Source organism: Mucilaginibacter arboris (assembly GCF_009754915.1).
GTDB lineage: Bacteria > Bacteroidota > Bacteroidia > Sphingobacteriales > Sphingobacteriaceae > Mucilaginibacter_A > Mucilaginibacter_A arboris.
Genome location: NZ_WPIK01000005.1, coordinates 211,152 through 235,393 on the forward strand (window position 1 = coordinate 211,152; position 24,242 = coordinate 235,393).

20 protein-coding genes are annotated in these 24,242 nt (G+C 38.5%); 6 read left to right on the forward strand and 14 right to left on the reverse strand.

Going from position 1 to position 24,242, the window contains the following annotated elements; all coding sequences use genetic code 11:
• Positions 1–48: 48 nt before the first annotated feature.
• The 4 genes from GO621_RS07245 to GO621_RS07260 form a co-directional block, all read right to left on the reverse strand.
• Entirely contained in the window at positions 49–3,696 is a 3,648-nt protein-coding gene (locus GO621_RS07245) for a sensor histidine kinase (RefSeq protein ID WP_157565568.1), read from the reverse strand.
• Positions 3,697–3,830: 134 nt separating this feature from the next.
• Complete coding sequence (gene fabD / locus GO621_RS07250) at positions 3,831–4,715, reverse strand: ACP S-malonyltransferase (RefSeq protein WP_157565569.1); 885 nt, start codon at positions 4,713–4,715, stop codon at positions 3,831–3,833.
• A gap of 22 nt (positions 4,716–4,737) precedes the next feature.
• Complete coding sequence (gene folE / locus GO621_RS07255) at positions 4,738–5,376, reverse strand: GTP cyclohydrolase I FolE (RefSeq protein WP_157565571.1); 639 nt, start codon at positions 5,374–5,376, stop codon at positions 4,738–4,740.
• Between the two features lie 18 nt (positions 5,377–5,394).
• Entirely contained in the window at positions 5,395–5,811 is a 417-nt protein-coding gene (locus GO621_RS07260) for a 6-pyruvoyl trahydropterin synthase family protein (protein ID WP_157565694.1), read from the reverse strand.
• Between the two features lie 74 nt (positions 5,812–5,885).
• Between GO621_RS07260 and mqnB the strand changes: the two genes are divergently transcribed.
• The 3 genes from mqnB (at position 5,886) to GO621_RS07275 (ending at position 8,239) form a co-directional block, all read left to right on the forward strand.
• Positions 5,886–6,491, forward strand: coding sequence for a futalosine hydrolase (gene mqnB, locus GO621_RS07265; protein ID WP_157565573.1), 606 nt, complete (start codon positions 5,886–5,888; stop codon positions 6,489–6,491).
• Between the two features lie 172 nt (positions 6,492–6,663).
• Positions 6,664–7,515, forward strand: coding sequence for a menaquinone biosynthesis family protein (locus tag GO621_RS07270; protein ID WP_157565574.1), 852 nt, complete (start codon positions 6,664–6,666; stop codon positions 7,513–7,515).
• A gap of 115 nt (positions 7,516–7,630) precedes the next feature.
• A complete protein-coding gene (locus GO621_RS07275; protein ID WP_157565576.1) occupies positions 7,631–8,239 on the forward strand; it encodes a PAS domain S-box protein in 609 nt (202 codons plus the stop codon).
• A gap of 24 nt (positions 8,240–8,263) precedes the next feature.
• Here the strand turns inward: GO621_RS07275 and GO621_RS07280 are convergent, their stop codons facing one another.
• The 7 genes from GO621_RS07280 to GO621_RS07310 all read right to left on the reverse strand — a co-directional run bounded on the left by GO621_RS07280 (position 8,264) and on the right by GO621_RS07310 (position 18,695).
• Entirely contained in the window at positions 8,264–9,919 is a 1,656-nt protein-coding gene (locus GO621_RS07280) for a glycoside hydrolase family 43 protein (protein ID WP_157565578.1), read from the reverse strand.
• A 33-nt stretch (positions 9,920–9,952) separates the two neighbouring features.
• Positions 9,953–10,966, reverse strand: coding sequence for a pectinesterase family protein (locus GO621_RS07285; RefSeq protein ID WP_157565579.1), 1,014 nt, complete (start codon positions 10,964–10,966; stop codon positions 9,953–9,955).
• Between the two features lie 7 nt (positions 10,967–10,973).
• Positions 10,974–11,927 carry a pectinesterase family protein gene (locus GO621_RS07290; RefSeq protein WP_157565581.1) on the reverse strand — a complete coding sequence of 318 codons (954 nt, stop codon included), beginning with the start codon at positions 11,925–11,927 and terminating at the stop codon, positions 10,974–10,976.
• A gap of 21 nt (positions 11,928–11,948) precedes the next feature.
• Positions 11,949–12,737, reverse strand: coding sequence for a rhamnogalacturonan acetylesterase (locus GO621_RS07295; protein WP_157565582.1), 789 nt, complete (start codon positions 12,735–12,737; stop codon positions 11,949–11,951).
• Between the two features lie 6 nt (positions 12,738–12,743).
• Positions 12,744–13,508 carry a rhamnogalacturonan acetylesterase gene (locus GO621_RS07300; protein ID WP_157565584.1) on the reverse strand — a complete coding sequence of 255 codons (765 nt, stop codon included), beginning with the start codon at positions 13,506–13,508 and terminating at the stop codon, positions 12,744–12,746.
• Between the two features lie 111 nt (positions 13,509–13,619).
• The gene (locus GO621_RS07305) at positions 13,620–15,413 is read right to left on the reverse strand and encodes a RagB/SusD family nutrient uptake outer membrane protein (protein ID WP_157565585.1); all 1,794 of its coding nucleotides are present in this window, start codon (positions 15,411–15,413) and stop codon (positions 13,620–13,622) included.
• 18 nt (positions 15,414–15,431) lie between these two features.
• Positions 15,432–18,695 (reverse strand): SusC/RagA family TonB-linked outer membrane protein, encoded by a 3,264-nt coding sequence (locus GO621_RS07310; RefSeq protein WP_157565587.1) that lies wholly within the window; start codon positions 18,693–18,695, stop codon positions 15,432–15,434.
• Positions 18,696–18,991: 296 nt separating this feature from the next.
• Between GO621_RS07310 and GO621_RS07315 the strand changes: the two genes are divergently transcribed.
• On the forward strand, positions 18,992–20,047 hold the full coding sequence (locus GO621_RS07315) for a LacI family DNA-binding transcriptional regulator (protein ID WP_157565588.1): 1,056 nt from the start codon (positions 18,992–18,994) through the stop codon (positions 20,045–20,047).
• A gap of 15 nt (positions 20,048–20,062) precedes the next feature.
• Here GO621_RS07315 and GO621_RS07320 read toward each other — a convergent pair whose 3' ends face one another.
• The 3 genes from GO621_RS07320 to GO621_RS07330 are packed head-to-tail and all read right to left on the reverse strand — an operon-like array spanning position 20,063 to position 21,492.
• Positions 20,063–20,971 carry a prohibitin family protein gene (locus GO621_RS07320; protein WP_157565590.1) on the reverse strand — a complete coding sequence of 303 codons (909 nt, stop codon included), beginning with the start codon at positions 20,969–20,971 and terminating at the stop codon, positions 20,063–20,065.
• A 10-nt stretch (positions 20,972–20,981) separates the two neighbouring features.
• The gene (locus GO621_RS07325) at positions 20,982–21,176 is read right to left on the reverse strand and encodes a DUF6358 family protein (protein ID WP_157565592.1); all 195 of its coding nucleotides are present in this window, start codon (positions 21,174–21,176) and stop codon (positions 20,982–20,984) included.
• Position 21,177: 1 nt separating this feature from the next.
• Positions 21,178–21,492 carry a rhodanese-like domain-containing protein gene (locus GO621_RS07330; RefSeq protein ID WP_157565593.1) on the reverse strand — a complete coding sequence of 105 codons (315 nt, stop codon included), beginning with the start codon at positions 21,490–21,492 and terminating at the stop codon, positions 21,178–21,180.
• 193 nt (positions 21,493–21,685) lie between these two features.
• Here GO621_RS07330 and GO621_RS07335 point away from each other — a divergent pair, with 193 nt between their 5' ends.
• Together GO621_RS07335 and GO621_RS07340 are read left to right on the forward strand one after the other, a co-directional pair.
• On the forward strand, positions 21,686–22,807 hold the full coding sequence (locus GO621_RS07335; protein ID WP_157565595.1) for a DUF4407 domain-containing protein: 1,122 nt from the start codon (positions 21,686–21,688) through the stop codon (positions 22,805–22,807).
• An 81-nt stretch (positions 22,808–22,888) separates the two neighbouring features.
• Positions 22,889–24,187: a M28 family metallopeptidase gene (locus tag GO621_RS07340; protein ID WP_157565596.1), complete on the forward strand. Its 1,299-nt coding sequence runs from the start codon at positions 22,889–22,891 to the stop codon at positions 24,185–24,187.
• Positions 24,188–24,242: the final 55 nt, after the last annotated feature.

The window sequence follows — 24,242 nt, forward strand, 5'->3', positions numbered from 1 at the left end:
TTTTTTTATGCGGTAAAAGAAGCATTACAATGATTTTAAAGAAAGTAATTAAACTACAGTTGGCATAAAAGCCGATGGGAAAAGCAGGTGAAACGTTGTACCTATGCCTATCTCTGTATCAAACCAAATTTTGCCCCCGGTATTTTCAATTGCATTTTTAATAAAAGCTAAACCAAGCCCTGTGCCCGAACTTTTTGTAGTAAAGTTTGGCTGAAAGATGTTTTCACGGATATTTTCGGGAATGCCGTTTCCGTTATCTTTTATATCTACTAAAATATGCTCTTTTGTAAGTTGATAAGTAATGGTGATGATACCTGTACGGTCTGGCGGCATCGCTTCTATCGCATTTTTAAGCAGGTTGTTAAAGCAGCGTAGCAGCTGGTCTTTATCAACACGGATTAAGTATAGTTCTTTTGAAGGAGTATAATCTATGCGCATGTTATCGCTTTGATTAAAAACATTTGCAGCCCTGGAAATAATATCAAAAATATTGACCACTTCAGGTTTAATGTCTGGCAGTTTGGCAAAATCAGAAAACTCCGTTGCAATACGTGATAGGCTTTCTATCTGTTCAACAAAAGAATAACTGAATTTCTGAAATTTCTGATCAAACTTAGGGTCTTTATCCTTCCATGATTTTTGAAGTAATTGCAAGCCTAATTTTAATGGTGTAAGCGGGTTTTTAATTTCGTGCGCTATTTGTTTTGCCATTTCACGCCAAGCGTTTTCGCGTTCAGATTTAGCTAATTTATTGGCGCTTAACTCTAAGGATGCAATCATTTTGTTGTATTCTTTAATCAGCGATCCTATTTCATCATTCCTTTTCCAATTAATTGGCTCTGTTTTTCGCCCATACATGGTATTGGTTAAGCCTTGTTGTATTAAGTTAAGCGGGCTTGTGATTTTTTGGGCGATAAAAACAGCAAATAAACCAATGGCCACCAGTACCAGTGCATACGCATTAAGCATAGAGTTAACAAAATAACCAACGCGTGCCTTGTATTCTGCTTCGTTAGAAAAATAAGGAAGCTGTAAAAAGTTTACCACTTCATTTTCGGCATTATAAATAGGTATATAAGCAGATTTAAATTTAAATTTTCCAATTTCCTCATCATTTAAAAGTTCTGATTTTTGCAGGCGTTTCATTTTAATAAATGCTGTTGCGTTCATCCGCCTGCCCACCAAGCCATAATCGTATAATTTAGGCTGGGTATATAACAAAGGAACGCCGGAAGTATCATAAAGCATCAGGTCAACAGAGTAGGTTTCGGCAAAAGCATTGAACTTCAGCTCCAGTTCTTCCTGGTTTTTGATGTTGCTATCCATCATCTGGCCTTCGTAATCTGCAGCAATACGTTTTATTTTATCATGGTTCAGGTCGTCCTGCTGCTTTCTGTCCTGGCTTTGGAATGTGAGAAAAGTAACGATACCAATAATTAACAGCGTAAAAACAACAGAGGCTACCATGGATATCTGGATACGGGTTTTATAAAGCAAACTATTAGCGGCAACACGTAAACTCCACAAAAAATGATTAAAGTTCAGGCTTTTTATTTTGCTCCAGAACCAGTAAACAGCTATTACCAACAGGGTGAAAATCAAAAACATCACAAAGAAAAAGATAAATACAGATAAGGTATCTGCAAAATCTTTATTCTCGATACTAACCACAACAAGCTTCCGCTCATTTGGCTGGTAAATTAAATGGCTAAAACCCGGATTGGTTGTTTCCAGTTCTGTATAACTTTTCAGCTTGCCCTTAAACTCTGTATTAACTAAGTTGTATTCAAATTTCCCGTTTTGGTTAAGCAACCTGTTATCGCTATAAAAAGCATACGAATAATTTTTAAAGTCATCCTGCTGCTTTACATTCTGATCTGCCAATAACGGCGGGAAAGAATTATCATTTTCGAGGGATTTTGACTTCAGGTCAACCACCAGCGTTCCCTGTAATTCATGATTTGATACCAATGGAATAAGTGCAAAATATTGCCTGGTACCAAAAGCATCTGTTTTACGGTAAAAAAATTGCGTGCCCTGTACTTTAAGCGAGCCGAGTAAAACCAGGTTCTGAAAAACATCCAGGTCGTAATCCTGCTGCCCGGAAATGTTATGCTGATGCATATCATAAGCATACATTTTGAAATCGTACTTAGATAAGTAATCGGCAAAATATAATTTACGCAAATGGTTTTTTAAATAAACCTCATTTTTATCCGATTTAGAAAAATAACGGACCAAGGCCGGGTCCTGCCTGATGTTATTTTCAACCTGTTGAAAAATATATTCAGCATTAGAATCAGTGGTTGTTACTAATTTTTGTACCAGTTGCAACCTGTTATTATGTTCAAGAGTATGCTGAATATGCGAAAGCTTGATAGTTGCGATTAGCGAAGATAAGCCCAGGAGGACAATAAAAGCAGTTGCAGGGATATCAGCATGTTCATAAAAAACATTGTAGGCACGCCAAATGATAATTGCTGCTAATAAAAGGTAAAACCAGGTAAAATAATGATAATGAAAAATGTGCCAGGCAGTTATCAGCACTATTACGCTTAAAAAACAAATTAATTTAGCCTTATCCCTAATATTAAGCTGCGCAGATATACTGATACAAGTCTCGGCAATTAAATAAAAAATAAGATAGGCCAGGCATAACATAATTGCCCCTAAAAGATTGTAAGTGGTAAGGCTTAACAGGTTATCAATATCAAACTGAACTTTTGAATCGATAATTAATTCATAAAACAAATTGGAAAAACCAACAGATAAGGCAAGCAGCAACAAAACCATCAACAGCAATAAACTATAACTTTTAACGGTACTTATTACAGGTTTTACAAGCCGGTTGCGGTTACTAAAAATGAAAACAGCAAGCCAGGTTATAAAAAAAATGATCAGGGCAAGATCCCACATAGAAAAAAGCGAGGCATTAATATGAGTAAGCTGCAGCGGGTGAAAAAGCTTTTTGCCAATTGGGTTTTTTAACCAAACAAAAAAGAAATTTATGCCGATGCAAATCAGCACAAACAAGGCGGCCAGCAGTACAGCAAGCTTACTATAGCCTTTATCAGCAATATAAGTGCATAGGTTATATACCAGAACAAACAGGATCGAAATACTTAAAACCCATAAAACAACTTCGGTAGCTGCAAGATAGCTGGAAGGGCGGCCTGGCTGAAGTTTAACTGAGAATAAAGGCAACTGGTGCAGGCTTTTTATTACAAACGATTGCTTTTCCTGTGGCTGTGCAAAAGTAATATAGTTATTTTCTAAAAGCTGTTGCGAAAAACCATTGCTGAGGTATTGGTTCTGAAAACGGTATGCTGCTTTTACCGGTATAAAAAACAGAACGGAAAAGTTACCTTCTGTTTTTTTAACCACCTGGTAATAACCATTTTTTTCGTGTATAAAAGAAGTACCTGTTTTATACGCTGAAGAACTATTTGGAACGATACGGATACTGCTCCAGAAATTGAGCTGATCGTTTTTATAAGTGCAGAAATATATTTTTTTACTTTTTGAAATCTGGTCGATCAGTTGTAGAGCTTCCTTTTCATCCTGCCCTATATTTTTCAGGCTGTTAAACTTAACGGGGTCTTTTAAAAAACCTTCAACAAAAGCTTCCCGGTCGTTCAGGTTTTTTTGCAAAGTAAGTGCAGAGCCTGCCAGAATATTGCCCGGATTATAAGACATTTTTACTGTTAAAGCCGTTAAAAAAAGGCTTACACACAGCACAACCAATAGTAACCGGACTTTAACAGATGTATTCAAAGCAATGATTCAATCTGCATAAAAGCAGTACAAATTTCTATCCAGAAGTTAAAATATTATGCTATCCAGGCATGTTCTGTTAGCACATTACGGTCAACCTTTTTAACCAGTCCCTGTAAAACATTGCCCGGGCCGGTTTCTATAAAAGAGGTAGCGCCGTCCTGCAACATGCGCTGCATGGTTTGTGTCCATCGCACTGCTCCGGTTAACTGCTTGTTCAGGTTAATTTTTATGGTATCCGGATCGATAGTGGGCTGCGCGTTTACATTTTGGTAAACCGGACAAACAGGTACTTTTATAGTTGTATTTAAAATAGCTGTTTCCAGCTCAACCCGTGCCAACTCCATTAAAGGGGAGTGGAAAGCGCCGCCAACATTTAACGGTAAAACCCGCTTGGCGCCGGCCGCTTTTAATTTTTCGCTGGCCTCCTGTACACCTTCTATCGTTCCTGAAATAACCAACTGCCCCGGGCAATTATAATTAGCAGGCACAACAACACGGGTTACCTGATGGCAAATATCTTCTACCGTAAAATCATCCAGGCCTAAAACAGCAGCCATGGTAGAAGGCTGAATTTCGCAGGCATGCTGCATGGCATTTGCACGTGCAGTTACCAAACGCAGCCCGTCTTCAAAAGTAATTGAACCTGCTGCAACCAGGGCAGAAAACTCTCCTAAAGAATGGCCGGCAACCATTTCGGGCTTAAAAGCATCGCCTAAAGTTTTAGCCAGGATAACAGAGTGTAAAAAAATGGCTGGTTGTGTTACACGTGTTTGTTTCAGGTCTTCCTCTGTACCGTTAAACATAATATCGGTAATACGGAACCCTAAAATCTGGTTAGCATTTTCAAATAGTTCCCGGGCATCTTCGTGCTTTTCATATAAACCAGTTCCCATACCAGAAAACTGTGCACCTTGTCCGGGAAATATATATGCTTTCATAATGAATAAACTTCTGTAATAATTAGATTAATTTGGATGATATTAACTGTAAAAATTCGCTTCGTGTTTTTTCGTGGAGAAATGCGCCCGTAAAAGCAGAAGTGGTAGTAACCGAGTTTTGCTTCTGGATGCCGCGCATGCTCATACATAAATGCCGGCATTCGATTACTACGCCAACACCAATTGGTTTTAAAGTTTCCTGTATGCAGTCCCTAATTTCGTTTGTTAAACGTTCTTGTACCTGTAAGCGGCGTGCAAAAGCATCAACCACACGCGGTATTTTACTTAAACCTACAATATGCCCGTTTGGAATGTAAGCAATGTGTGCCTTACCAAAAAACGGCAGCATGTGGTGCTCGCACATGGAATAAACTTCAATATCTTTTACCACCACCATCTGGCTGTATTCTTCTTTAAACATAGCCGATTTTAAAATATCTGCCGGGCTTAAATCGTAACCATGTGTTAAAAAAGTTAAAGCTTTAGCAACACGTTCCGGCGTTTTTAACACGCCTTCGCGCTGCGGGTTTTCGCCTAACAGGTTTAAAATATCCTGATAATGTTCCGCAATTTTACTAATCGTATCCGGATTGTACCGATCTATTTTTACATAACCATCCTGTTCTTCTTCAGTATCAGGAATGTAGTTTTTGTTGTTCATTTATTTTTAATACTTCTTTTAATCACCAAAATATTCGGCCGAATTATTTTCTGTTTCGTACAGCTTTACCGAATGCAGGAAAACGCCGGCATGCAATTCAATCGGCTTTTTAAGCTGATTGAAAATTTCAATTGTCAACAATTCTGTCGATGCCATTTTCCCTTTCATAAAATCTACATCCAGGTTGATGTTTTTATGGTCCAGCTTTTCAATTACATAATTATTGATAATTACTTTCAGGTCTTTTAAATCCATTAAATAACCCGTTTCCTGCGTAACTTCACCTTTAATCGTTACAAATAAATTGTAATTATGGCCGTGCCAGTTAGGGTTGGCACATTTACCAAACATTTCCTGGTTTTGCTCGGCGCTCCATTCTTCGCGGTACATCCTGTGCGCCGCGTTAAAATGTTCTTTCCGTGTAATATAAATCATCATAAAATAAACTGCTGCAAATATATTAAAACAAAAGTAGCCTGCTGTTTTTAACTTTGCCGTAAATATTACAAATGAATATTCTGCTGGTAGCTGCCACACAGCCCGAAATACAACCTTTATTAGACCATTTTAAAAAAGAAAAACCTTTTGATGTGTTAATTACCGGCGTTGGAATGGTTGCTACCGCTTTTGCTTTAGGTGAACGCTTCGCTCAAAAAAAATACAATTTGGCTATTCACTTAGGCATTGCCGGAAGTTTTGATCGTGATCTAAATTTAGGGGAAGTGGTTGAAGTTGAAGATGATACTTTAGCCGAATTAGGAGCAGAAGATGATGATCGTTTTTTATCAATTGATGCAATGGGTTTTGGAGAAAGTAAATTTTATCCCATCAACTCAATGCTTCTTTTATCGATAAAAAAAGTGCGTGGCATTACTGTAAATACAGTTCACGGCGAAGAAACTTCCATCCAAAAAATAACAGAACGGTTAAACCCACAATTAGAAAGTATGGAAGGCGCGGCCTTTTTTTATGCCTGTAAAAGAAGCATGGTCCCATCCATACAAATCAGGTCGGTGTCAAATTACGTTGAAAAACGAAACCGCGAAAACTGGAAAATTGGATTGGCCGTTAAGAACCTAAATGATTTTGCAATTGAATTAATTAAGAAGTTGTGAGTGCGGCTTGTCATCTCCTTTAGATTAGCAGAACAAATAAGCATCCGCAGGGAGAGATCTTCATCAAAGCAGTTTAGCTTGTATTATTCAAAGAAGATATCTCCCTGCGGAGGTGACAAAAACGCCGAACAAAGCATAAAAACAGATAACCCAAAACACACAACCGAACAACATGAAACTTACCCTCGGCTTTTCGCCTTGCCCAAACGATACTTTTATTTTTGATGCTTTAATTCACCATAAAATTGATACCGAAGGTTTAGATTTTGAAGTGTTTTTTGATGATGTGGAAACGTTGAACCAGAAAGCTTTCCGCGGAGAACTGGATGTTACCAAACTGAGCTATCACGCTTTTGCTTATGTAACAGAACAATATGTTTTGCTGGATGCCGGCAGTGCGTTGGGTTTCGGCGTTGGCCCGCTGCTGATTTGCAAGGATGAAAAGTTTTTGGACCGGCAATATCTAAAATCTCATATCCAAAACCTTAAAATTGCCATTCCGGGAAAATATACTACTGCAAATTTTTTACTTAGCCTGGCTTTTCCCGAGGGGAAAAATAAAAATGAAGTACTTTTTTCGGAGATTGAAAACCAGTTGCTTAACGGAGAAACAGATTTGGGTCTGATTATCCACGAAAACCGGTTTACTTATCAAGACAAAGGTTTACACAAAATTATTGATCTGGGCGATTTTTGGGAACAGCAAACCGAGTGTGCCATCCCGCTGGGCGGAATTGTAGCAAACAGGAATTTACCGATAGAAATTCAGCATAAACTTAACCGTGTTTTAAAAAGATCTGTTGAATTTGCTTTTGAAAACCCAAAATCCGGACTGGGGTTTATCCGTTCCCATTCTCAGGAAATGAGCGAAGATGTGATGTACAGGCACATCGGCCTTTACGTAAACAAGTATTCTGTTGAGTTAGGTGAAGAAGGCCGGAAAGCGGTTAAAATACTGTTTGCTAAAGCGTTGGCATTAGGCCAGATACCAGAAGTTAGAACGGAACTTTTTTTAACGGCATAATTAAATTTCATTGTTTTTGATTTTTCTCGTATTAAAAGAAAAAAATTGAATCAATAGTACAATTGTATTCGTAAAAAGTATTGTAAAAAGTATTAATTATCATCATAAAAACAGCATGACTAATTTTAATGAAACCAAAAACCTGTTAGAAAACTCTAACTTTTACTATGTAATTATTGCAGGAATGGATAGCAATTACAGTTACGTAAATTCTCACTATGCTTCTGCTTTTGGTTATATTTCTGAGAATATGGTTGGCAAGCCTTATTACATTACTATGCACCCGGATGATAGGAAAGTATGCGAGGAAACATCCATAAAGTGCTTTCAAAACCCAGATAAATCTTTTCCGGCTACTATTCGTAAGCACGATGGCAAGGGCGGTTATATCATTACGCAATGGGAGTACCGCGCTATTTTTAACGATCAAAACGAACCAGACGGTGTATTTTGCATGGGTTACGATATTACTGAATACGTAAGGGCAAATGAGAATTTACAAGTTGCAAAATCTGAAATCGAAGAAAAAAAGACTATTTTAGAACAGATTGGTTGGGAGCAATCCCATGTAATTCGTCGGCCAGTAGCTAATATTATCGGATTGGTAAATATTTTGAATAAAATGGACTTGGACCAGAACATGAGTAATATTTGTGAAATGCTGACAGATAGCGCAGACCAGTTAGATGAAGCGATTAATACGATAGTTAGAAAAACAGAATAACCATACTGTTTTTATGCCTTAATTTTACTTAACGGCTTCTATCCGAAACCAGTCAAAATCAGCATAACCGGAATCATTTGTTTGCGAATCCCGCGTACAAAAGATTCCTATTTTAGCACCGGTCCATTGCCCGGCTTCCGCCTGAAATACTTCGTTTATCTCTGTAAATTTTTGCCCGTCTAAACTATAGCTAAAAGTACACTTGCCCCCCTTTACTAATTTTACCCTGATAAAAACAGTATTGGCGCTCAGTTTTTCTATTGTTTTTTCCTGTTCTGCGTTTCCTTTTCCGGCATTTTTACAAACGGAATAAACTAAGTACAAGCCATCTTTTTTACTTTTGACAGCCAGATCTGCATAACTTAGTCCCATAATAGTTAAACCTGTTTTCTCATTTTCCAGCTTTGCATTAGGATGAAAAGTAAGTTTAGTGGTTGCCATAAATTCATCGGCAGGCAACTTTTGCAACAATACATTCGGTGTATTCCATAAATTAGCACTATCCGGAATGATATCTGAATATATACTCAAAATTCCTTTAGCTGGCTGTAAAAATGCCCATGTTCCTTTTGGGTTAGCCATCCATTGCCATTGCAGGCCTAAAGTGTTTCCGTCAAATTCATCACTTTCTACAGGCGTTTGTATTGGGTAATTTTTGCCTCCAACATTAGGTTTTTTGTAGGATAAAACAGGCTCGCCTTTTCCATCGCCATCATTATCCAAACCAATTACCGGCCAGTTGTTTACCCATTTCATTGGTTGAAGATGTACAACTCGGCCGTAAGCTTCTTTATCCTGAAAATGCAGAAACCAGTCTTCACCAGTTTGTGTAGTTACCCAAGCGCCTTGATGCGGACCATTTACTGTTGATTTTCCCTGATCCATCACTACCTTTCGTTCGTAAGGGCCATACACATTTTTTGATCGTAAAACTAATTGCCAGCCTGTTGATACTCCTCCTGCCGGAGCGAAAATATAATAATACCCGTTTCGTTTGTAAAACTTCGGACCTTCTACAGTCGGATCAGCTTCGTGCCCATCATAAACAATTACACCTTCATCCAAAACCTTGTTTCCGGCTGCATTCATTTCATTAACCGTTAAAATGCTTTTAATGCCTGCGCGGCTTCCTGCCCAACCATGAATTAGGTAAGCTTTTCCATTTTCGTCCCAAAACGGACAAGGGTCGATTAATCCTTTTCCGGGCAAAATCAGTTCCGGTCCGCTCCATTCGCCGGTTATATTTTTTGCTTTAATAAGATAAATACCAAAATCAGGATCAGGGTAATAGATATAAAATTCGTTGTTATGGTAGCGGATGGCAGGCGCCCAAACACCATTGCCATGTTGTGGCTTGGCAAAATGTTCAAATGGTGGCTGCCGTTTTAAGGCATGTCCGATCAATTCCCAATTCACTAAATCTTTTGAATGAAGAATTGGCAGGCCCGGAACATTTTCAAAACTCGAAGAAACCAGGTAAAAATCATCGCCGACACGAATGGCATCCGGATCAGAATAATCAGCATTTAAAACCGGGTTTTTATAGGTTCCATTTCCTTGATCAGAAACCCAAACTTTTGAAATATAAGCCGGTATTGATTTTTCTTTTCTTGCTGATTTTTGTTGTGCAAAAGAAGCATTTGAAATAAGTAGCAATGCAAGCAGGAAAGGATATTTCATTAGATTAAAAGGCTCAGGCAAAAACAGATTATTTTATTTCTTAAGTGGATTCCATGCTTCTTTTGAAGCAAAAATATTGGCAAGCGTATAAGTTTTAGCCTCCGAAGCTGTTAACTGATGCGACCATTTTACTCTTTCACTTACTTTCCCTCCTGGCCCTGTGCTTTTATATTCTGCATAAAAAGCAGTTTTGGTATTGTCAACATTAGCAGGGTTTTTCCAGGGGTCCCAACCTTGCGGCGTTATTTGGCTTCCCATTTCTGTCCGGATAAAAACTGTTTTTGCATTTGGTCGCCAAGGCCTTCCTAAAAAAACTTTTTTTACAGATGTATCAGCAATCAATTTACAATCAAAAAAAACATAACCAAACTTTTGCCGGGGCGTAGTTGATGCAGCCGTGATGTAAGAATTTGTGAGGTTTTTAATGGTACAACTTTGAAAAACACAGGTAGCTTCGCCAAAAATAAAATCAGTTGTACCTTCAATATAACAATCCTGGTAATACTGCCTGCTGGTTTCTGTGGCCGTATATAATGTATCCTGATTGCCCAGCAACCTACAATTTTTAATGATGCAACGGTCGCCTTCTACATGCAAAGCAACAGCCTGCCCTACCCTTCCGGCCGTATTTTCTATTGTCAGGTTTTCTGCGGAGAAATCCCTTCCCTGAACCAAAACCGTGTACGAAGTATAAGTGCTATATTGATTTCTGCCAAAAGCATCTTTACCAGCCGGAAAGCTTTGTCCGGAGTAATTATTATTGCTGATGATGGTATTTTCTTTGTCTTCGCCAACCAAAGTAATATTGGTTTTCCAGGATGGGATAATTAGCTTTTCGTGATAAATGCCTTTTTTTATGTGGATGGTGACCTCTTCCTGCGACAAATCCCGAACTGCATTTACCGCTTCCTGAATGGTTTTGTAATTACCGCTGCCATCCTGCGCAACCGTAAGCGATTTTGGATATGGATACGGCACCGGCTGCGCTGATACTGTTTTTACCAGTAAAAAAAATGCATAGAACAGAATGATCTTATAAATTTTCATTTTGCTGTTAATCTGACTTTGGGTTCCAATTGCCCAATACTGTTTTTATCATAACTTTTTTAGCTTCTTCATCTGTTAACTGTTTTGACCAGGAAACCCTTGTAGCAGGGTTTGCGCCCGGCCCGTAATTTTGATATTCGGAAAAACGGGCCAGTTGAAAATTTTCCAACTTGTTCCATTGAGACCAGCCTTCCGGACGGATTTGCTGCCCGATGTAACAGTGCAAATAAATTACATCAGCATAAGGCCGCCAAGGCCTGCCTAAAGAAGCGCTGTGAATGGTACTGTCGCCAGTTAAAATACAATCATTAAAAACAAACCCAAAAGGATGGTTTTGAGGCGTAGATGCTGCTGTTATATGCGAGTTTTTTTTGCTGTGGATATGGCATTGCTCAAACCAGGCAGTTGCTGAGCCGAAGATAAAATCTGTTGTTCCTTCAATATAACAGTTTTGATAATACTGACGGCTTTTTTCACTGTTTAAAAACAGTATATCCTGGTTGCCAATAATGCGGCAATTCTTAAAAATTGCCCGGTCGCCATCTGCTTCTAAAGCTACAGCTTGCCCGGCTGTAAAACCGGCATCGTTTCGGAAAGTGATATTTTCAGCTTTAAAATCATCTGCCAAAACCAAAAAACTGTAAGACGAACGGGTATCAATATTTTTACCTGTGGAAGTGGTTTTTCCGGGATGATCATCAAAAGTAAGAATGGTTTGAAAGCGGTCTTCACCAATTAAAGTAACATGGTTTTTGGTAGAATCGAGGCGGAGTTTTTCCTGATACAATCCGTTTTTAATAAAAATGGTAATTTCTTTTTTGTTGTTATGCGGAACAGAATTTAAAGCTTCCTGAACTGTTTTGTAATTGCCGCTGCCATCTTTTGCTACCACTATTTTTTGCTGACTAAAAACAGCATGTGTACCCATTAAAATCAGGATAAAACAAATTATTTTCTTCATCTGGAATGCTTCTTTTACCGGTTATTTTTTAGTTGCAACAGGAGGAGATACGATATCATCGGCCAAACCTAAATGCAGCCGTTTGATCTCCGCTAAAACAATTTCTGCTAATTTTCTTGCGCCATAATTGGTAAAGTGTGTATTGTCATGTTGCCCATCGGGATAGTTTGGTTCTTCGCCTGGCTGCAGTTCCATAAACAGCAGCTTTGAATTTTCCGGCCCGTAAGTTTGCAGTAATTCCCGGCTTTTTTTATCCAGATCAATAACCGGTACTTTTAACTGCTCTCCAATTTCATAAACTGCTTTAGAATATTCTACATGTGTTTCCTTGATGTTTCCGGCCTGATCAAAACTGCGCCTGGAAACCGGCGTAATTAAAACGGGAATGCCTTTTTTATTTCTGGTTTCGGTAATAAACCTGATCAGGTTTTTTTTATAATCCGGAACAGGCGTGTAACGATCGGCATATTTCGGTTCTTTAGCCTCATCATTATGCCCAAACTGCATCAGCACATAATCGCCTTCCTGCAAGCTGTCTGCAATTGGCTGCCAGCGGTTTTCACTTAAAAAAGTACGTGTGCTCCTGCCGCCTTTTGCCCGGTTATCTATCGTTACGTTTGAGTTGAAATAATTGGCAAAGGGCATTCCCCAGCCGGTTATCGGAAACCTGTTGGCATCGTACAAACACATCGTAGAATCACCAATTAAATAAACCTTTATTTTTTTAGGCTGATACCAGGCAAATGACAAGAGCAGGAAAACGCCTAAAACGAGGATACTTCTTTTACCCCTATAAATCTTACTTTGCATAAATCATTATTTACTTTTCGGCTGAACAATGCGGTTAGCCAGATCCAGTTTTAATGTTCTAATATCTGCCAAAACAATTTCGGCCATTTTTCGCGCGCCTAATTCGCTGAAATGTGTATCGTCTTCTTTTCCTTCAGGATAATTTGGGTTTTCTCCTGCCTGCAAATGATTATACAAATATTTTGAAGTTTCTGGCCCGAATTTCTGCAACAAGTCCTGACTTTCTTTGTCGAGATCAATTAAAGGAACTTTATTTTCCTGTGCCACTTTTCGCACAATTGCTGCATAAACCGCATGTGTCTCTTCCACTTTTCCGGCAGCATCAAATTTGCGGCGGGCAACCGGTGTAATTAAAACAGGATTTGCTTTTTTACTTCTGGTTTCATTAACAAACCGAATCAAGTTAGTTCGAAAATTGGCTTCTGTTGTATAAGTTGCCTTTGTTGGCACTTCATCATTATGGCCAAATTGGATCAGCACATAATCGCCTTCTTTTAAATCATTAACTACTGGCTGCCAACGGTTTTCAGCAATGAAAGATTTTGTACTTCTCCCGTTTTGGGCACGGTTATCAACAGTAACTGTCTGATCAAAAAAGTAAGCAAAAGGCATTCCCCAACCGGTTTCCGGGTAAGCTTTTACTTGCTTGTTAGCCATGGTAGAATCGCCGATGAGGTAAACTTTGATGTTATTTTGCTGGGTGAAAGAAAACGCAAATACTGCTATTAATAAAATGGCATTAGCAATTTTTTTTGCTGGTAAAAGAAGCATGATAAAATTATTTTTTACTTATTGAAATAAGGGCAAACGACGTTTTTAAGATGAACCATAAATTAAAAAGGCTGCCATTAATGGCAGCCTTTTTAATTGAACAATCATAGGTTAATATCCAGGGTTTTGTGTTAACAAAGGATTTGCTGATAATGTTGCCTGTGGAAACGGTAACAGTTCTCCATGATTTGGTGTGAACAATTGTGCCACATTTGCAATGTAAGTAGCAGAAAGCGAACTTATCCAGGCAATTTTAGAATAGCCTGTTGGTGTTGCAGATGGTGTAGCTGCATATAATGAATTGCTATAAGATACTGTTTGCGAATTATTTAAAGCATACATAGACTGTGGCAAATTAGCATAAGGAGCAGTTTTGTTGAGCATTGCTGTTAAACCTGCACGCGTAGAAGTAATTTTTGTATTAAGCAAATTCCAACGGATCAGATCGTATTTGCGGATTGCTTCGCCCCCGAGTTCAAAAGAGCGTTCATTTACAATAGCATTAAAAAAGTCGTCATGTGTAGTTGGGGTTGTTCCGATAAGTGCAGTACTACCACCAAAACCTCTTGTTCTTACTTCATTAAATGCAGCAATTGCTGTGGTGGATGGTTTGCCGTTTATTTCGTTATCAGCTTCGGCGTACATCAATAAAACATCTGAGAAACGAAGTAATGGCCAGTTTACACCGAAATACTGGGTACCGGTAGTTGAAGCTGACATATAAGAAGGGTTGGCAATCCAGTCTCTTCTGAATTTGCCCAAGCAGGCACTTACTAGCTTTTGTATTGCTTTTGTACCATCCAAGTTAGCATAGTAAGGTGCAATGGTTACATCCCTGCGTGTATCATTTGGATCAAAAGCATAAAAATAAGTTGGCACAAGTAATATACTTGATGAACCATAAGAGGTAGAGCCTACAACCAACCGCGGCCCATCATAATAACCAATTTTACTATCGCTGGCACTGCTTCCGCCGCCCATAGCTACTTCAAACATGATTTCATAGGTAGGGTCCAACGTGTGTGCATCTACATAATTTTTAAACAAATTTTGAAAACTTGTATTTAAAGTATGCTGTTCTCTATGATTCATTAAATCGCTGCACTCATCTTTTGCAATTTGGTAATAAGTTAAATAATCTGATTTGCGTTCCATCATGCCAGAAGTAGTACGCAAAGAATATCCTCCTCTAAACAAAGCAATGCGTGCACGCAGGCCCTTAACTGCCCCTTTTGTTATGCGCTCATCACGTGTAGCAACATCGGTGCGCCATGGCACTATATCTTCCGCTGTTTTTAAGTCATTTAAAATATGATCATAAATTACATCACGATCGGTTTTAGGAATAACCAGTGAGGGCATATCTGCGGATGGTACAAACTGGGCAGGTACATCGCCCCAATTTTTAATCAAATCAAAATAGAATTGTGCACGTAAAGTAAGTGCTTCCCCATACAACCTTTTTAATGCAGCCTGATCTGACGTGCTTCCGGAGGTATATTGCGGCATTAGCGGAATATATTTGATACAGATATTTGCCCTTTCTATACCTGCGTATAAATTGTTTAATGGCGCTTCTATTTGTGCATTCGATGCATTAGCACCATATCTGGCAATATCCCTCCGGTCCCCATCTGCAGATGTGTTGTTTGTTGGCCCTAAAAATTCGTCATTATCTACAGAAAAATAGAAACTCAACCTGATTCCGTAACCAGCATCACCTGCCAGTTTTTGATACACACCTAAAACTACATCGGTAGCTGTTGTAACATTCTGAAATGCTGCGTCTGTAGAAAATGAAGCCACAGGCTTTTCAGTCAGGTATTTTTTACAGGAGCTGACAGACATACTAACTACAGTTAGTATAATCATGCTAAAAGAACTATATAAAAATCGCTTTTTCATCTCTTTTTACTTTTAAATTTACAATGATAAGTTTACGCCTAACAGGTAAGTACGACTGCGTGGATAGGCAGAATAATCTACACCAGGCGTTACACCTGTGGCCCGGCGTGTACTTACATCCGGATCATAACCAGAATAGCTGGTTATAATAGCAACGTTATTTGCGGTAGCATAAACCCTTAGTTTACTTACTTTAATCCTTCTTAAAAAGGCTGGATTAATGGTATATCCTAAAGTCAGGTTATTTATCCTGATAAAAGAAGCATCTTCCAAATTGTTAGATGTTGAATAAAAAGCCGAACTGCCTGTTACTGGTATGGATGTTTTGGCATTTGCGTTTAATGCAGCTAAAGCATCCGGTGCAATACCTACTGCATAACCACCTGATATATATTCTACCTGATTACCGTTACCATCAATTGTTCTCCACCTATTGGCTTCAGCAGCTAATAAATTCGTGTTAGAAGTATAGCCGTTAGAGAATTCAATTTTATTTGCATTCAACACTTTGCTTCCGGCCTGAAAATTAACAAATGCACTAAAATCAAAATGTTTAAAAGTGAACTGCTGGTTTAAGCCGCCGGTAACTTTAGGAATTGTATTGCCCAGAACTGTTCTGTCAGCAGTAGTGATTACACCATCACCATTTATATCTTTATATTTTACTAATCCTGGTTCTGCTACTCCAATTACTTTAGAAGGATCAACCACGCCTGCTTTTAAAGTGTATTGTTTAGTTGTAGTATTATAATTGAAATCAGATACCTGATAAAAGCCATCGTTTACATAACCATAAGCACTTCCAACGGGCTTACCTACTTGTACAATAAAATCTTCGGGGGTTCCTGAAGGCCCGTACCCAGACGATTGCAGATAATAATTTTGGCCTGATGCAAGTGCTAATACCTTATTTTCATTGTACGAGGCATTGAAATTAGCCGACCAGCTAAAATTCTTTTTCTGGATGATTGTGGCGTTTACCTGTGCTTCGATACCTTGGTTTTGTGTTTTACCTACGTTTTGATACTGTGTAGTATATCCAGAGCTTGCAGGGATATTAACAAGAAGCAATAAGTCTTTTGTTACGTTTCGGTAAGCATCAAATGATACCTGTATCCTGTCATTCAAAAAACCAAAGTCTAAACCAATATTTTTTGATACAGTTGTCTCCCATTTTAAATTAGGGTTAGCCAGGTAAGGGGTACTAAAACCAATACTGGTAGTGCTTTCATTTAATGAATACAAAGCATTGGCATTAAATGTAGTTTGTGTTAGGTAATCACTTATACGGTTATTACCTGAAGTACCGTAGCTTAAACGAAGCTTAAGATTGGATAAAGCTTTTATGTTTTTCATGAAATTTTCATCCGATATTCTCCATGCAGCTGAACCGGAAGGAAAATAACCCCATTGATGGCCCGGATCAAATTTCGAAGAACCGTCTGCACGAAGAGTAGCCTGAAGCAGATATTTTTTATCGTAATTATAATTTGCACGGGTAAAAAATGATAATAAATGACTGGTTATATTAGTAACCTGCGGATAGGTTGTTACAATAGTTCCTAAGTTTAACTGGTTTAATGCATCTGTTGCAGCTACACCGGTAGGAAATAATTTAAACTGATTATTTAAACTTTCAGCATGAGTATTATAAAATTCATTTCCTAAAATTAAATTAAGGTCGCCATGCTTAGGATTAGCAGCCGCATTTGAAAAAGTAAGCACATTGGAAAGGTCAAGCGTATTAGTATTAACCGAAATGACACCGGCAAGCGGCTGACCGGCACCATTAACCCTTGCATTAGCCGTTATAGCATCATCAAAAGAATTTTGCTTTTGATTATTATAATCAACACCTAAGGTAGAACGGAAAGATAAATACTTATTAAAAGTGTAGTTACCATAACCGTTAAAATTAGTAACATTGGTTAAGGTTTTCCGGTATTGTGCGCTGGCATTAACAACAGGGTTTATAATACCATAATTGTTTCCTGCAGCATTGGTTTCTGCCAGATAAGCTGGGTCAACTGCAGAATCATCAACACCAGGGATACTAAACGGGCGATATTTAACACTGTTACGCAAGTTACTGTAAGATGAACTGGAGGCAGAGTTTGATGTACCAGAAGAGCTTATTGTAGAATTTGACGTTCCCGCACCATCAACAACTTGTGTATTATAACGAACGTTAAACCCTACTTTTAAATGATCGGAAGCAGTATGGTCAAACCGGAAACTGATTAGTTTACGATTATAATCAGAATTTAACACTGTACCATTCTGCTGGTTATCTGTAAAACTGAAATTGAATTGTGTAACTTTTGTTCCTCCTGTGATACTTAAGTTATGTGTTTGCTGAAAACCTGTTCGACCTAAAGCCAGCTTTTGCCAATCAATAGCAGGAGTATTTTTGTAAGTTGAAAGCCCGGCAAAAGTTGAACCATAATCATTTATAAAATTTGTACTGTCTGCTGTGAAACGATTTCTTTCATACTGATAAACAACAAAATCATAAGGACTCATCACAGCAAGCTCTTTTGCTAATTTATTGATGCCTACAAAAGCATTGTAACTTACCGTAGTTTTCATTTCATGTCCGCCTTTTGTAGTAATGATAACTACACCATTTGCGCCACGTGCACCATAAATTGCTGTTGAAGCTGCATCTTTTAAAACATCAATTGATTCAATATCCTGCGGGGAAATGTTGGACAAGCCATTTTCTACCTGTATACCATCAATAATATAAAGCGGAGAGTTATCCTGTGTTATTGATCCGCCACCACGCACCCTAATTTGTATTTGGGCGTCCGGTGAACCTTCTGACTGGTTGACCTGCACGCCTGCTAAGCGTCCCGCTAAAGCTGCACCGGCAGAATTCAATGGAATATCTTTTAAATCTTTTGCCGTAACGGAAGAAACAGAGCCGGTAAGGTCCCTCCTTCTTACCGTTGCAAACCCCACTGCAACTACTTCATTAAGCTGTACGGCATCGTTTTCTAATGCAGCATTAATTTCATTTCGGGACCCAACAGAAATTTCCTGAGGTTTATAACCAACATAACGTATGGTTAAAACAGCATTTGCAGGAACAGATAACTTAAACCTACCATTAACATCCGTTTGAGTACCAACTGTAGTCCCTTTAACAACCACACTTACTCCAATAAGCGGTTCTTTAGTGCTCTTCTCTGTTATTGTACCTGTAATTTGTCGGCTTTGGCTCCATGCAGAAAGCCCGGTAACAAGCAAGATTCCCCATAAAAGTAAAATTTTTCTCATACTGCGTAATAGGTTTGAATAAGAATAAATAAAATATCTGTCTGAAATAATTAGCTTTGGCTCATCAATAAGCTTACTTAGATCAGGAAAAATATTATTAGGTTTATTGGTCAAGATTACATAGTATTTAGCTAATATCATACAAAAACCTTGTATAAATTTATGCAATCGTTCCCGACGTTCTGTTTTGAAAAGGTTTAAAGAAATTGATAGCAACAATTCAAAAACATAATAACATGTTAATATGAATCGTTTTCCTTAAATTTAACGTTTAACATTATTTGTTATACTATTAAATGCACGAATCAATCACCATAAAAGATATTGCAAAGGCACTCGGCTTTTCTACCTCTACAGTATCGCGTGCTTTAAGGGACAGCCATGAAATTAGTGCAGAAACAAAAAGGATCGTGTTGGAATATGCCGAAAAAATTAATTATCAGCCTAACCCCATTGCTTTAAGTTTAAAAGAAAGAAAAAGCCATTCTATTGGTGTAGTAGTTTGCGAAGTAGCCAACAACTTTTTCAGCCAGGCAATTAGCGGGATCGAATCTATTGCTTATAGCCGTGGTTATCATGTTATTTTATCGCAAACCCATGAATCTTTTGAACGGGAAATTGTAAACGTAAACCACCTGGCTTCGCGTTCGGTTGATGGTTTGCTGGTTTCTTTATCATCGGGTACCATTAATTTAGACCATTTTAAAAAGCTGCATGATAAAGGTTTGCCTATCGTTTTTTTTGACCGTATCCCAAAAGAAATCAATACGCATAAAGTGGCTTCTAATAACTTTGAAGGTGCTTTTAAAGCTACAGAACATTTAATTAATTCGGGTTTTAAAACCATTGCGCATTTAGCCAATGCAGCACATTTATCCATTTCTACAGAACGCCTTGCCGGTTACAAAGCTGCATTGGAAAAACATCAGCTTACGTTTACAGAAGATTTAATTAAATATTGTGGCCATGGCGGAATGGTTTTTGAAGAAGTAGAAACAGCTGTAAAAGAGCTGCTTCACTTAAAAAACAAACCCGATGCCGTTTTAATTACCAGCGACCGCTTAAGCACTTGCTGCCTTACCATTTTAAATCATTTAGGTTTATCTGTTCCGGATGATCTGGCTATTGCAGGTTTTACCAATTCTAACACGGCAGAATTGTTTAATCCGCCGTTAACCACTATCAGACAGCCGGCATTTAAAATCGGGCAATTAGCTACCGAAAAATTAATTAGCATTATCGAAAGCAAATACCCGGTTACCGAATTTACTACCCAGCTGCTTGATACAGAATTTTCTATCCGAAGTTCTTCCGTACTTTCCAGGAAACCTGCTTTGCCTGATGTTTTTTAGCCGGTAAAAGAAGCATCAGTTCTTATCGCCCAAAATAAATGGCACCCCTTTGCTGTTGCCCATAATAATTACTTTAGAATTTGGCGATAAGGCAATTGCTTTTTGCGCTTGTATGGATTCGTACTGCAACTGCTTGTCGGTTAAATTGGTTGAAATGATGCGCTGATAATCTGCAATTCCTTGCGCCTGGATTCTTTTTTGTTCTGCTTCCTGCCGCTCTTTCTGCAATACAAACTGCATTTTTTGTGCGTCCTGCTCGGCATTGATCTTGGATTCGATGGTTGCCCTAACAGATTGCGGCAAGGTAATATTCCGTATCAGAAGTTGCTGCAGTTCCATACCGCGTTTGGCAAAGCTTTCACTGATGGTACGGTAAATTTTATCCTGAAATTCCTGTCGTATGGTAGAGTAAAGCGCTACTGCATCATAATAAACTGCGTTATCCCGAATAGCTGTCCGTGCCACCGGACGTACAATTTTATCTAAATATTCGGGGCCGATATTTTGCAGGATAAAAGGGGTTTGGTCTGCTTTTACCCTAAAAAGTACTGATAAATCTATGGTTACTTCCAACCCGTCAGCAGATAAAATACGGATAGCATCATCTCCTTCTTTCTGCCCTTCGGAAGTAACACCGCTCATGGTGTAATTCTGGGTTTTTACATCAAATGTTGTTACCTCAACCAACGGATTAATTAAATGCAGGCCACTTGGCAGTACATCACTTTCTACCTTTCCAAACAACGTTTTAACGCCAACCTTCCCTGGCTCAATCACTTTAAACATAGAAAAACTTATGCCTAAAAGAAGCATGGCAATGCCAGCTATGAAGATAACCGGAATGTAAGCAGGGTTAACAGAAGGTGTGCGTTTTAGCCAACTGCTAATAACCAGCAGCAGAACACCCAGAATAATTAACAGCATGTATTTTAATTTAAGGAGATTGCTTTTTTTGAAGGGCGCGTACTTCTTTTGCAAGCCGTATTTTTAAAACAACGGTGATGATAATGATAAAAACACCTGCTGCCAGCCAATCGTAACGATGGTGGTTAAAGCTCCAGTAAATCAGGACCGCACATAAAATAATGCCCAGGTTGTAGAGAATATTTAGAAAAAGTTTTGCGCCCATTTTAGTAAACCGGCATTTCAGGGTCAATTTCTTCTGCCCAGGCCAGCATGCCGCCTTTTAAGTTATATAAATTGGTAAAGCCCTGCCCTTCTAACTGCATAATTGCTGCTGCGCTGCGTTTTCCGCTCCTGCATTGTACAATTACAGGTTTATTTTTATCGATTTTGCCGGATTCGATCATGATCCCGCTTAACGGTATCAGTTCGCCGCCCAGGTTAGACATTTCATACTCAAAATCTTCACGCACATCTATCAGTTGAAAATCTTCGCCTGCATCCATTTTTTCTTTTAATTCCTGTACGGTTATTTCTTTCATATTTATAAAATTATACTTCAAAGTTAATGGTTTAATTGATTTAAAAGCAGCTTTTAATAGCTTGAAATAATTTATGCCTGCAAATCTCCGTTCTGCCATAAATACTGTTTTTACAAGGTAAAAAAAGCGGTGCAGATACTGCCATTAGCTTAAACATGAGCTAAGTAGAGCATTTGTTATGTACTTTTGAAAAATGAAACAAATAAACCGTTTTTTTTGGTTCTGTTCCGGCGTGCATGTGGATACGTTAAAAAAGTATCCGATTGAACTGAATAAATATGTAGGTATTGGGGCAACTATATTTTTTACTGCATTATTCGCTGCTTTGTCTGGCGGTTACGCCATGTATTTTGTGTTTAGCGGAAATCCCGGCGCTCCGTTTTTTGCCATGCTGTTTGGGCTGATCTGGGGAACGGCTATTTTCAACATGGACCGTTATATTGTTGGCAGTATCAACAAAAGAGGGTCTATTAATTCCCAAATCTTACAAGCAACGCCACGGATTTTATTGGCTATTATGATTGGTATTGTCATTTCCCGTCCGCTGGAATTGAAAATTTTCGACAAGGAGATCCGCAATAAATTAAAAACATCTTATTTAAAAGGCCAGCGTTCTAAAATTGATACCATGAACATTACTTTTAATAAAAAGTATGGCATGGATTTAGCCAAAGCTGCAGATATCAAAGCGGAAAGGGATTCGCTCGAAAAAGATATTAACCGTTCCCGCTACCAGTTAAACCAGGAGATTTTTGGAGATAAAACCAACCAAACTTCGGGTAAAACCGGCTTTGGTACTTATGCTAAGCAAAAAGATGCTGTACTGAAAGAAAAAGAAGACCGGCTGAAAACAGTACGCGAAGACCAGATCAAAATGGACCAATACATTGCTAACCGAAAAGATGTGGAAGGCGTAACGGATACTAAATTATTTAACGACCGGCAGTTAGACAGCTTATCCAACGTTGCCGGTTTTGCTGATCGGAACTGGGCGCTCGGCCAGTTATCCTACAATCAAAATGGTACGCGTGACCTGGATACTTATCTCGCGCAATCGTTCATCAGTTATTTATTTATTTTGTTTGAATGCTTGCCGGTTTTGGTTAAGCTGATGTCGCCAAAAGGCCCGTACGATGTTGCCTTGGGTAAAACCGAAGAAGCCAATATTCATTTTGCAGAAAAGGATATGGAACAAGATATTACGGTTACTGATGCTGTGCAGGACCATCGCATTAACACCAATATTAACCTTACCAAAAATAATATTAGTAAACGTGCAGAACGCAAACTTATGCGGGAAGATTTGAAAACGTAATGCTTCTTTTACCGCACATTTTATTGTAAGCAATCATTTTCATCAGCCCTCATTTTCGTTACTATTATTCATTCAACATCTATGAAATTAAAACTTTTTCTGCTGCTGTTAATTGGCCTAAACTGCACAGTATTCGCACAAAAACCAGAACAGTTAATCAGCAAAAATGATGTAGAAAGAATAATTAAAACGCTTTCTGCGGATGATATGCAAGGCCGTGCCACCTTTACGCCAGGTATAGAAAAAGCAGCGCGTTTTATTGAAAACGAATACAAGAACATTGAGCTGCTGCCGTTAAGCGGAAATACAGATTACCGGCAAAACTTCAGCATGTTCCGCGTTACACCTGCCGTAACTTTGGTTTCTGTTAACAATACCATTCTTCCAGCAGAAAATGTGATGGCAATTAGCGGTGCAGCTTCTTTTAACTGGGGCAATGATCCTGACGTTGAAATTGTAAAAATTGGTGCTGAAAAGAATTTTATAAACGAGTATAGAACGTTAATCAGCAGTAATAAAAAAACACTTGTGCTGGTTGATCCGCATTTTGAAGCTTTATTTAAACGTTTGGCAGCACGAAACCAACGCGGCAGTATCAGCAAAGAAGCCAACCCAAACCAGCAACTTGTTTTTGTTTTAGGTGATTTTAGCGAGGTGAAAGCTTACGCCGTAAAATATACCGGCAAAGTAGAAAAACTGCCGCTTTTTAATATTGCGGGCATGATTCCGGGAAAATCTAAAAAAGAAGAATACGTGGTTTTTTCGGGCCATTACGATCATTTAGGGATTATTAAGCCAGTTGAAGGCGATTCAATTGCAAACGGCGCCGATGATGATGCTTCCGGAACAACAGCCGTAATTGAGCTTGCTAAATATTATAAAAAGCTAAATAATAATGAACGTACCTTAATTTTTGTTGCTTTTACGGCAGAAGAAATAGGCGAATTTGGCTCGGCATATTTTGCTACACAGATCGATCCGGAGAAAACGATCGCGATGTTTAATATTGAAATGATTGGCAAAACTTCTAAGTTCGGGCCTAATACTGCTTTTATCACCGGTTTTGAACGGTCTGATTTCGGAACGATCCTCCAAAAAAACCTGGAAGGAACAAGCTTTAAATTTTATCCTGACCCTTATCCGCAGCAAAACTTATTTTACCGCAGTGATAATGCTTCCTTAGCTAAAGTTGGTGTTCCGGCACATACCATTTCTACCGATCAGATCGATACCGATAAATTGTACCATACGGTAAAAGATGAATTGAGCTCTTTGGATGTGAACAATATTACAGCTACCATTCGTGCTATTGAATTAAGTTCGAGAAGTATTGTGAGTGGGAAAGATACGCCTAAACGGATCCCGAAACTGGAAGAGTAATGCATTTTATTCGTTCTTTTCTTTTAAGCAGATGTTAAAGGTTAATTTGTATTAA

What these genes read in the sequence shown, in the direction of transcription:
- GO621_RS07305 (WP_157565585.1), bottom strand. Translation starts at nt 15,413, where the DNA reads ATGAAAAAGCGATTTTTATATAGTTCTTTTAGCATGATTATACTAACT.
- GO621_RS07335 (WP_157565595.1), top strand. Translation starts at nt 21,686, where the DNA reads ATGAAACAAATAAACCGTTTTTTTTGGTTCTGTTCCGGCGTGCATGTG.
- GO621_RS07315 (WP_157565588.1), top strand. Translation starts at nt 18,992, where the DNA reads ATGCACGAATCAATCACCATAAAAGATATTGCAAAGGCACTCGGCTTT.
- GO621_RS07260 (WP_157565694.1), bottom strand. Translation starts at nt 5,811, where the DNA reads ATGATTTATATTACACGGAAAGAACATTTTAACGCGGCGCACAGGATG.
- GO621_RS07285 (WP_157565579.1), bottom strand. Translation starts at nt 10,966, where the DNA reads ATGAAAATTTATAAGATCATTCTGTTCTATGCATTTTTTTTACTGGTA.
- GO621_RS07295 (WP_157565582.1), bottom strand. Translation starts at nt 12,737, where the DNA reads ATGCAAAGTAAGATTTATAGGGGTAAAAGAAGTATCCTCGTTTTAGGC.
- GO621_RS07325 (WP_157565592.1), bottom strand. Translation starts at nt 21,176, where the DNA reads ATGGGCGCAAAACTTTTTCTAAATATTCTCTACAACCTGGGCATTATT.
- GO621_RS07310 (WP_157565587.1), bottom strand. Translation starts at nt 18,695, where the DNA reads ATGAGAAAAATTTTACTTTTATGGGGAATCTTGCTTGTTACCGGGCTT.
- GO621_RS07280 (WP_157565578.1), bottom strand. Translation starts at nt 9,919, where the DNA reads ATGAAATATCCTTTCCTGCTTGCATTGCTACTTATTTCAAATGCTTCT.
- GO621_RS07290 (WP_157565581.1), bottom strand. Translation starts at nt 11,927, where the DNA reads ATGAAGAAAATAATTTGTTTTATCCTGATTTTAATGGGTACACATGCT.
- GO621_RS07270 (WP_157565574.1), top strand. Translation starts at nt 6,664, where the DNA reads ATGAAACTTACCCTCGGCTTTTCGCCTTGCCCAAACGATACTTTTATT.
- GO621_RS07330 (WP_157565593.1), bottom strand. Translation starts at nt 21,492, where the DNA reads ATGAAAGAAATAACCGTACAGGAATTAAAAGAAAAAATGGATGCAGGC.
- GO621_RS07320 (WP_157565590.1), bottom strand. Translation starts at nt 20,971, where the DNA reads ATGCTGTTAATTATTCTGGGTGTTCTGCTGCTGGTTATTAGCAGTTGG.
- folE (WP_157565571.1), bottom strand. Translation starts at nt 5,376, where the DNA reads ATGAACAACAAAAACTACATTCCTGATACTGAAGAAGAACAGGATGGT.
- GO621_RS07340 (WP_157565596.1), top strand. Translation starts at nt 22,889, where the DNA reads ATGAAATTAAAACTTTTTCTGCTGCTGTTAATTGGCCTAAACTGCACA.
- GO621_RS07245 (WP_157565568.1), bottom strand. Translation starts at nt 3,696, where the DNA reads ATGTCTTATAATCCGGGCAATATTCTGGCAGGCTCTGCACTTACTTTG.
- fabD (WP_157565569.1), bottom strand. Translation starts at nt 4,715, where the DNA reads ATGAAAGCATATATATTTCCCGGACAAGGTGCACAGTTTTCTGGTATG.
- GO621_RS07275 (WP_157565576.1), top strand. Translation starts at nt 7,631, where the DNA reads ATGACTAATTTTAATGAAACCAAAAACCTGTTAGAAAACTCTAACTTT.
- mqnB (WP_157565573.1), top strand. Translation starts at nt 5,886, where the DNA reads ATGAATATTCTGCTGGTAGCTGCCACACAGCCCGAAATACAACCTTTA.
- GO621_RS07300 (WP_157565584.1), bottom strand. Translation starts at nt 13,508, where the DNA reads ATGCTTCTTTTACCAGCAAAAAAAATTGCTAATGCCATTTTATTAATA.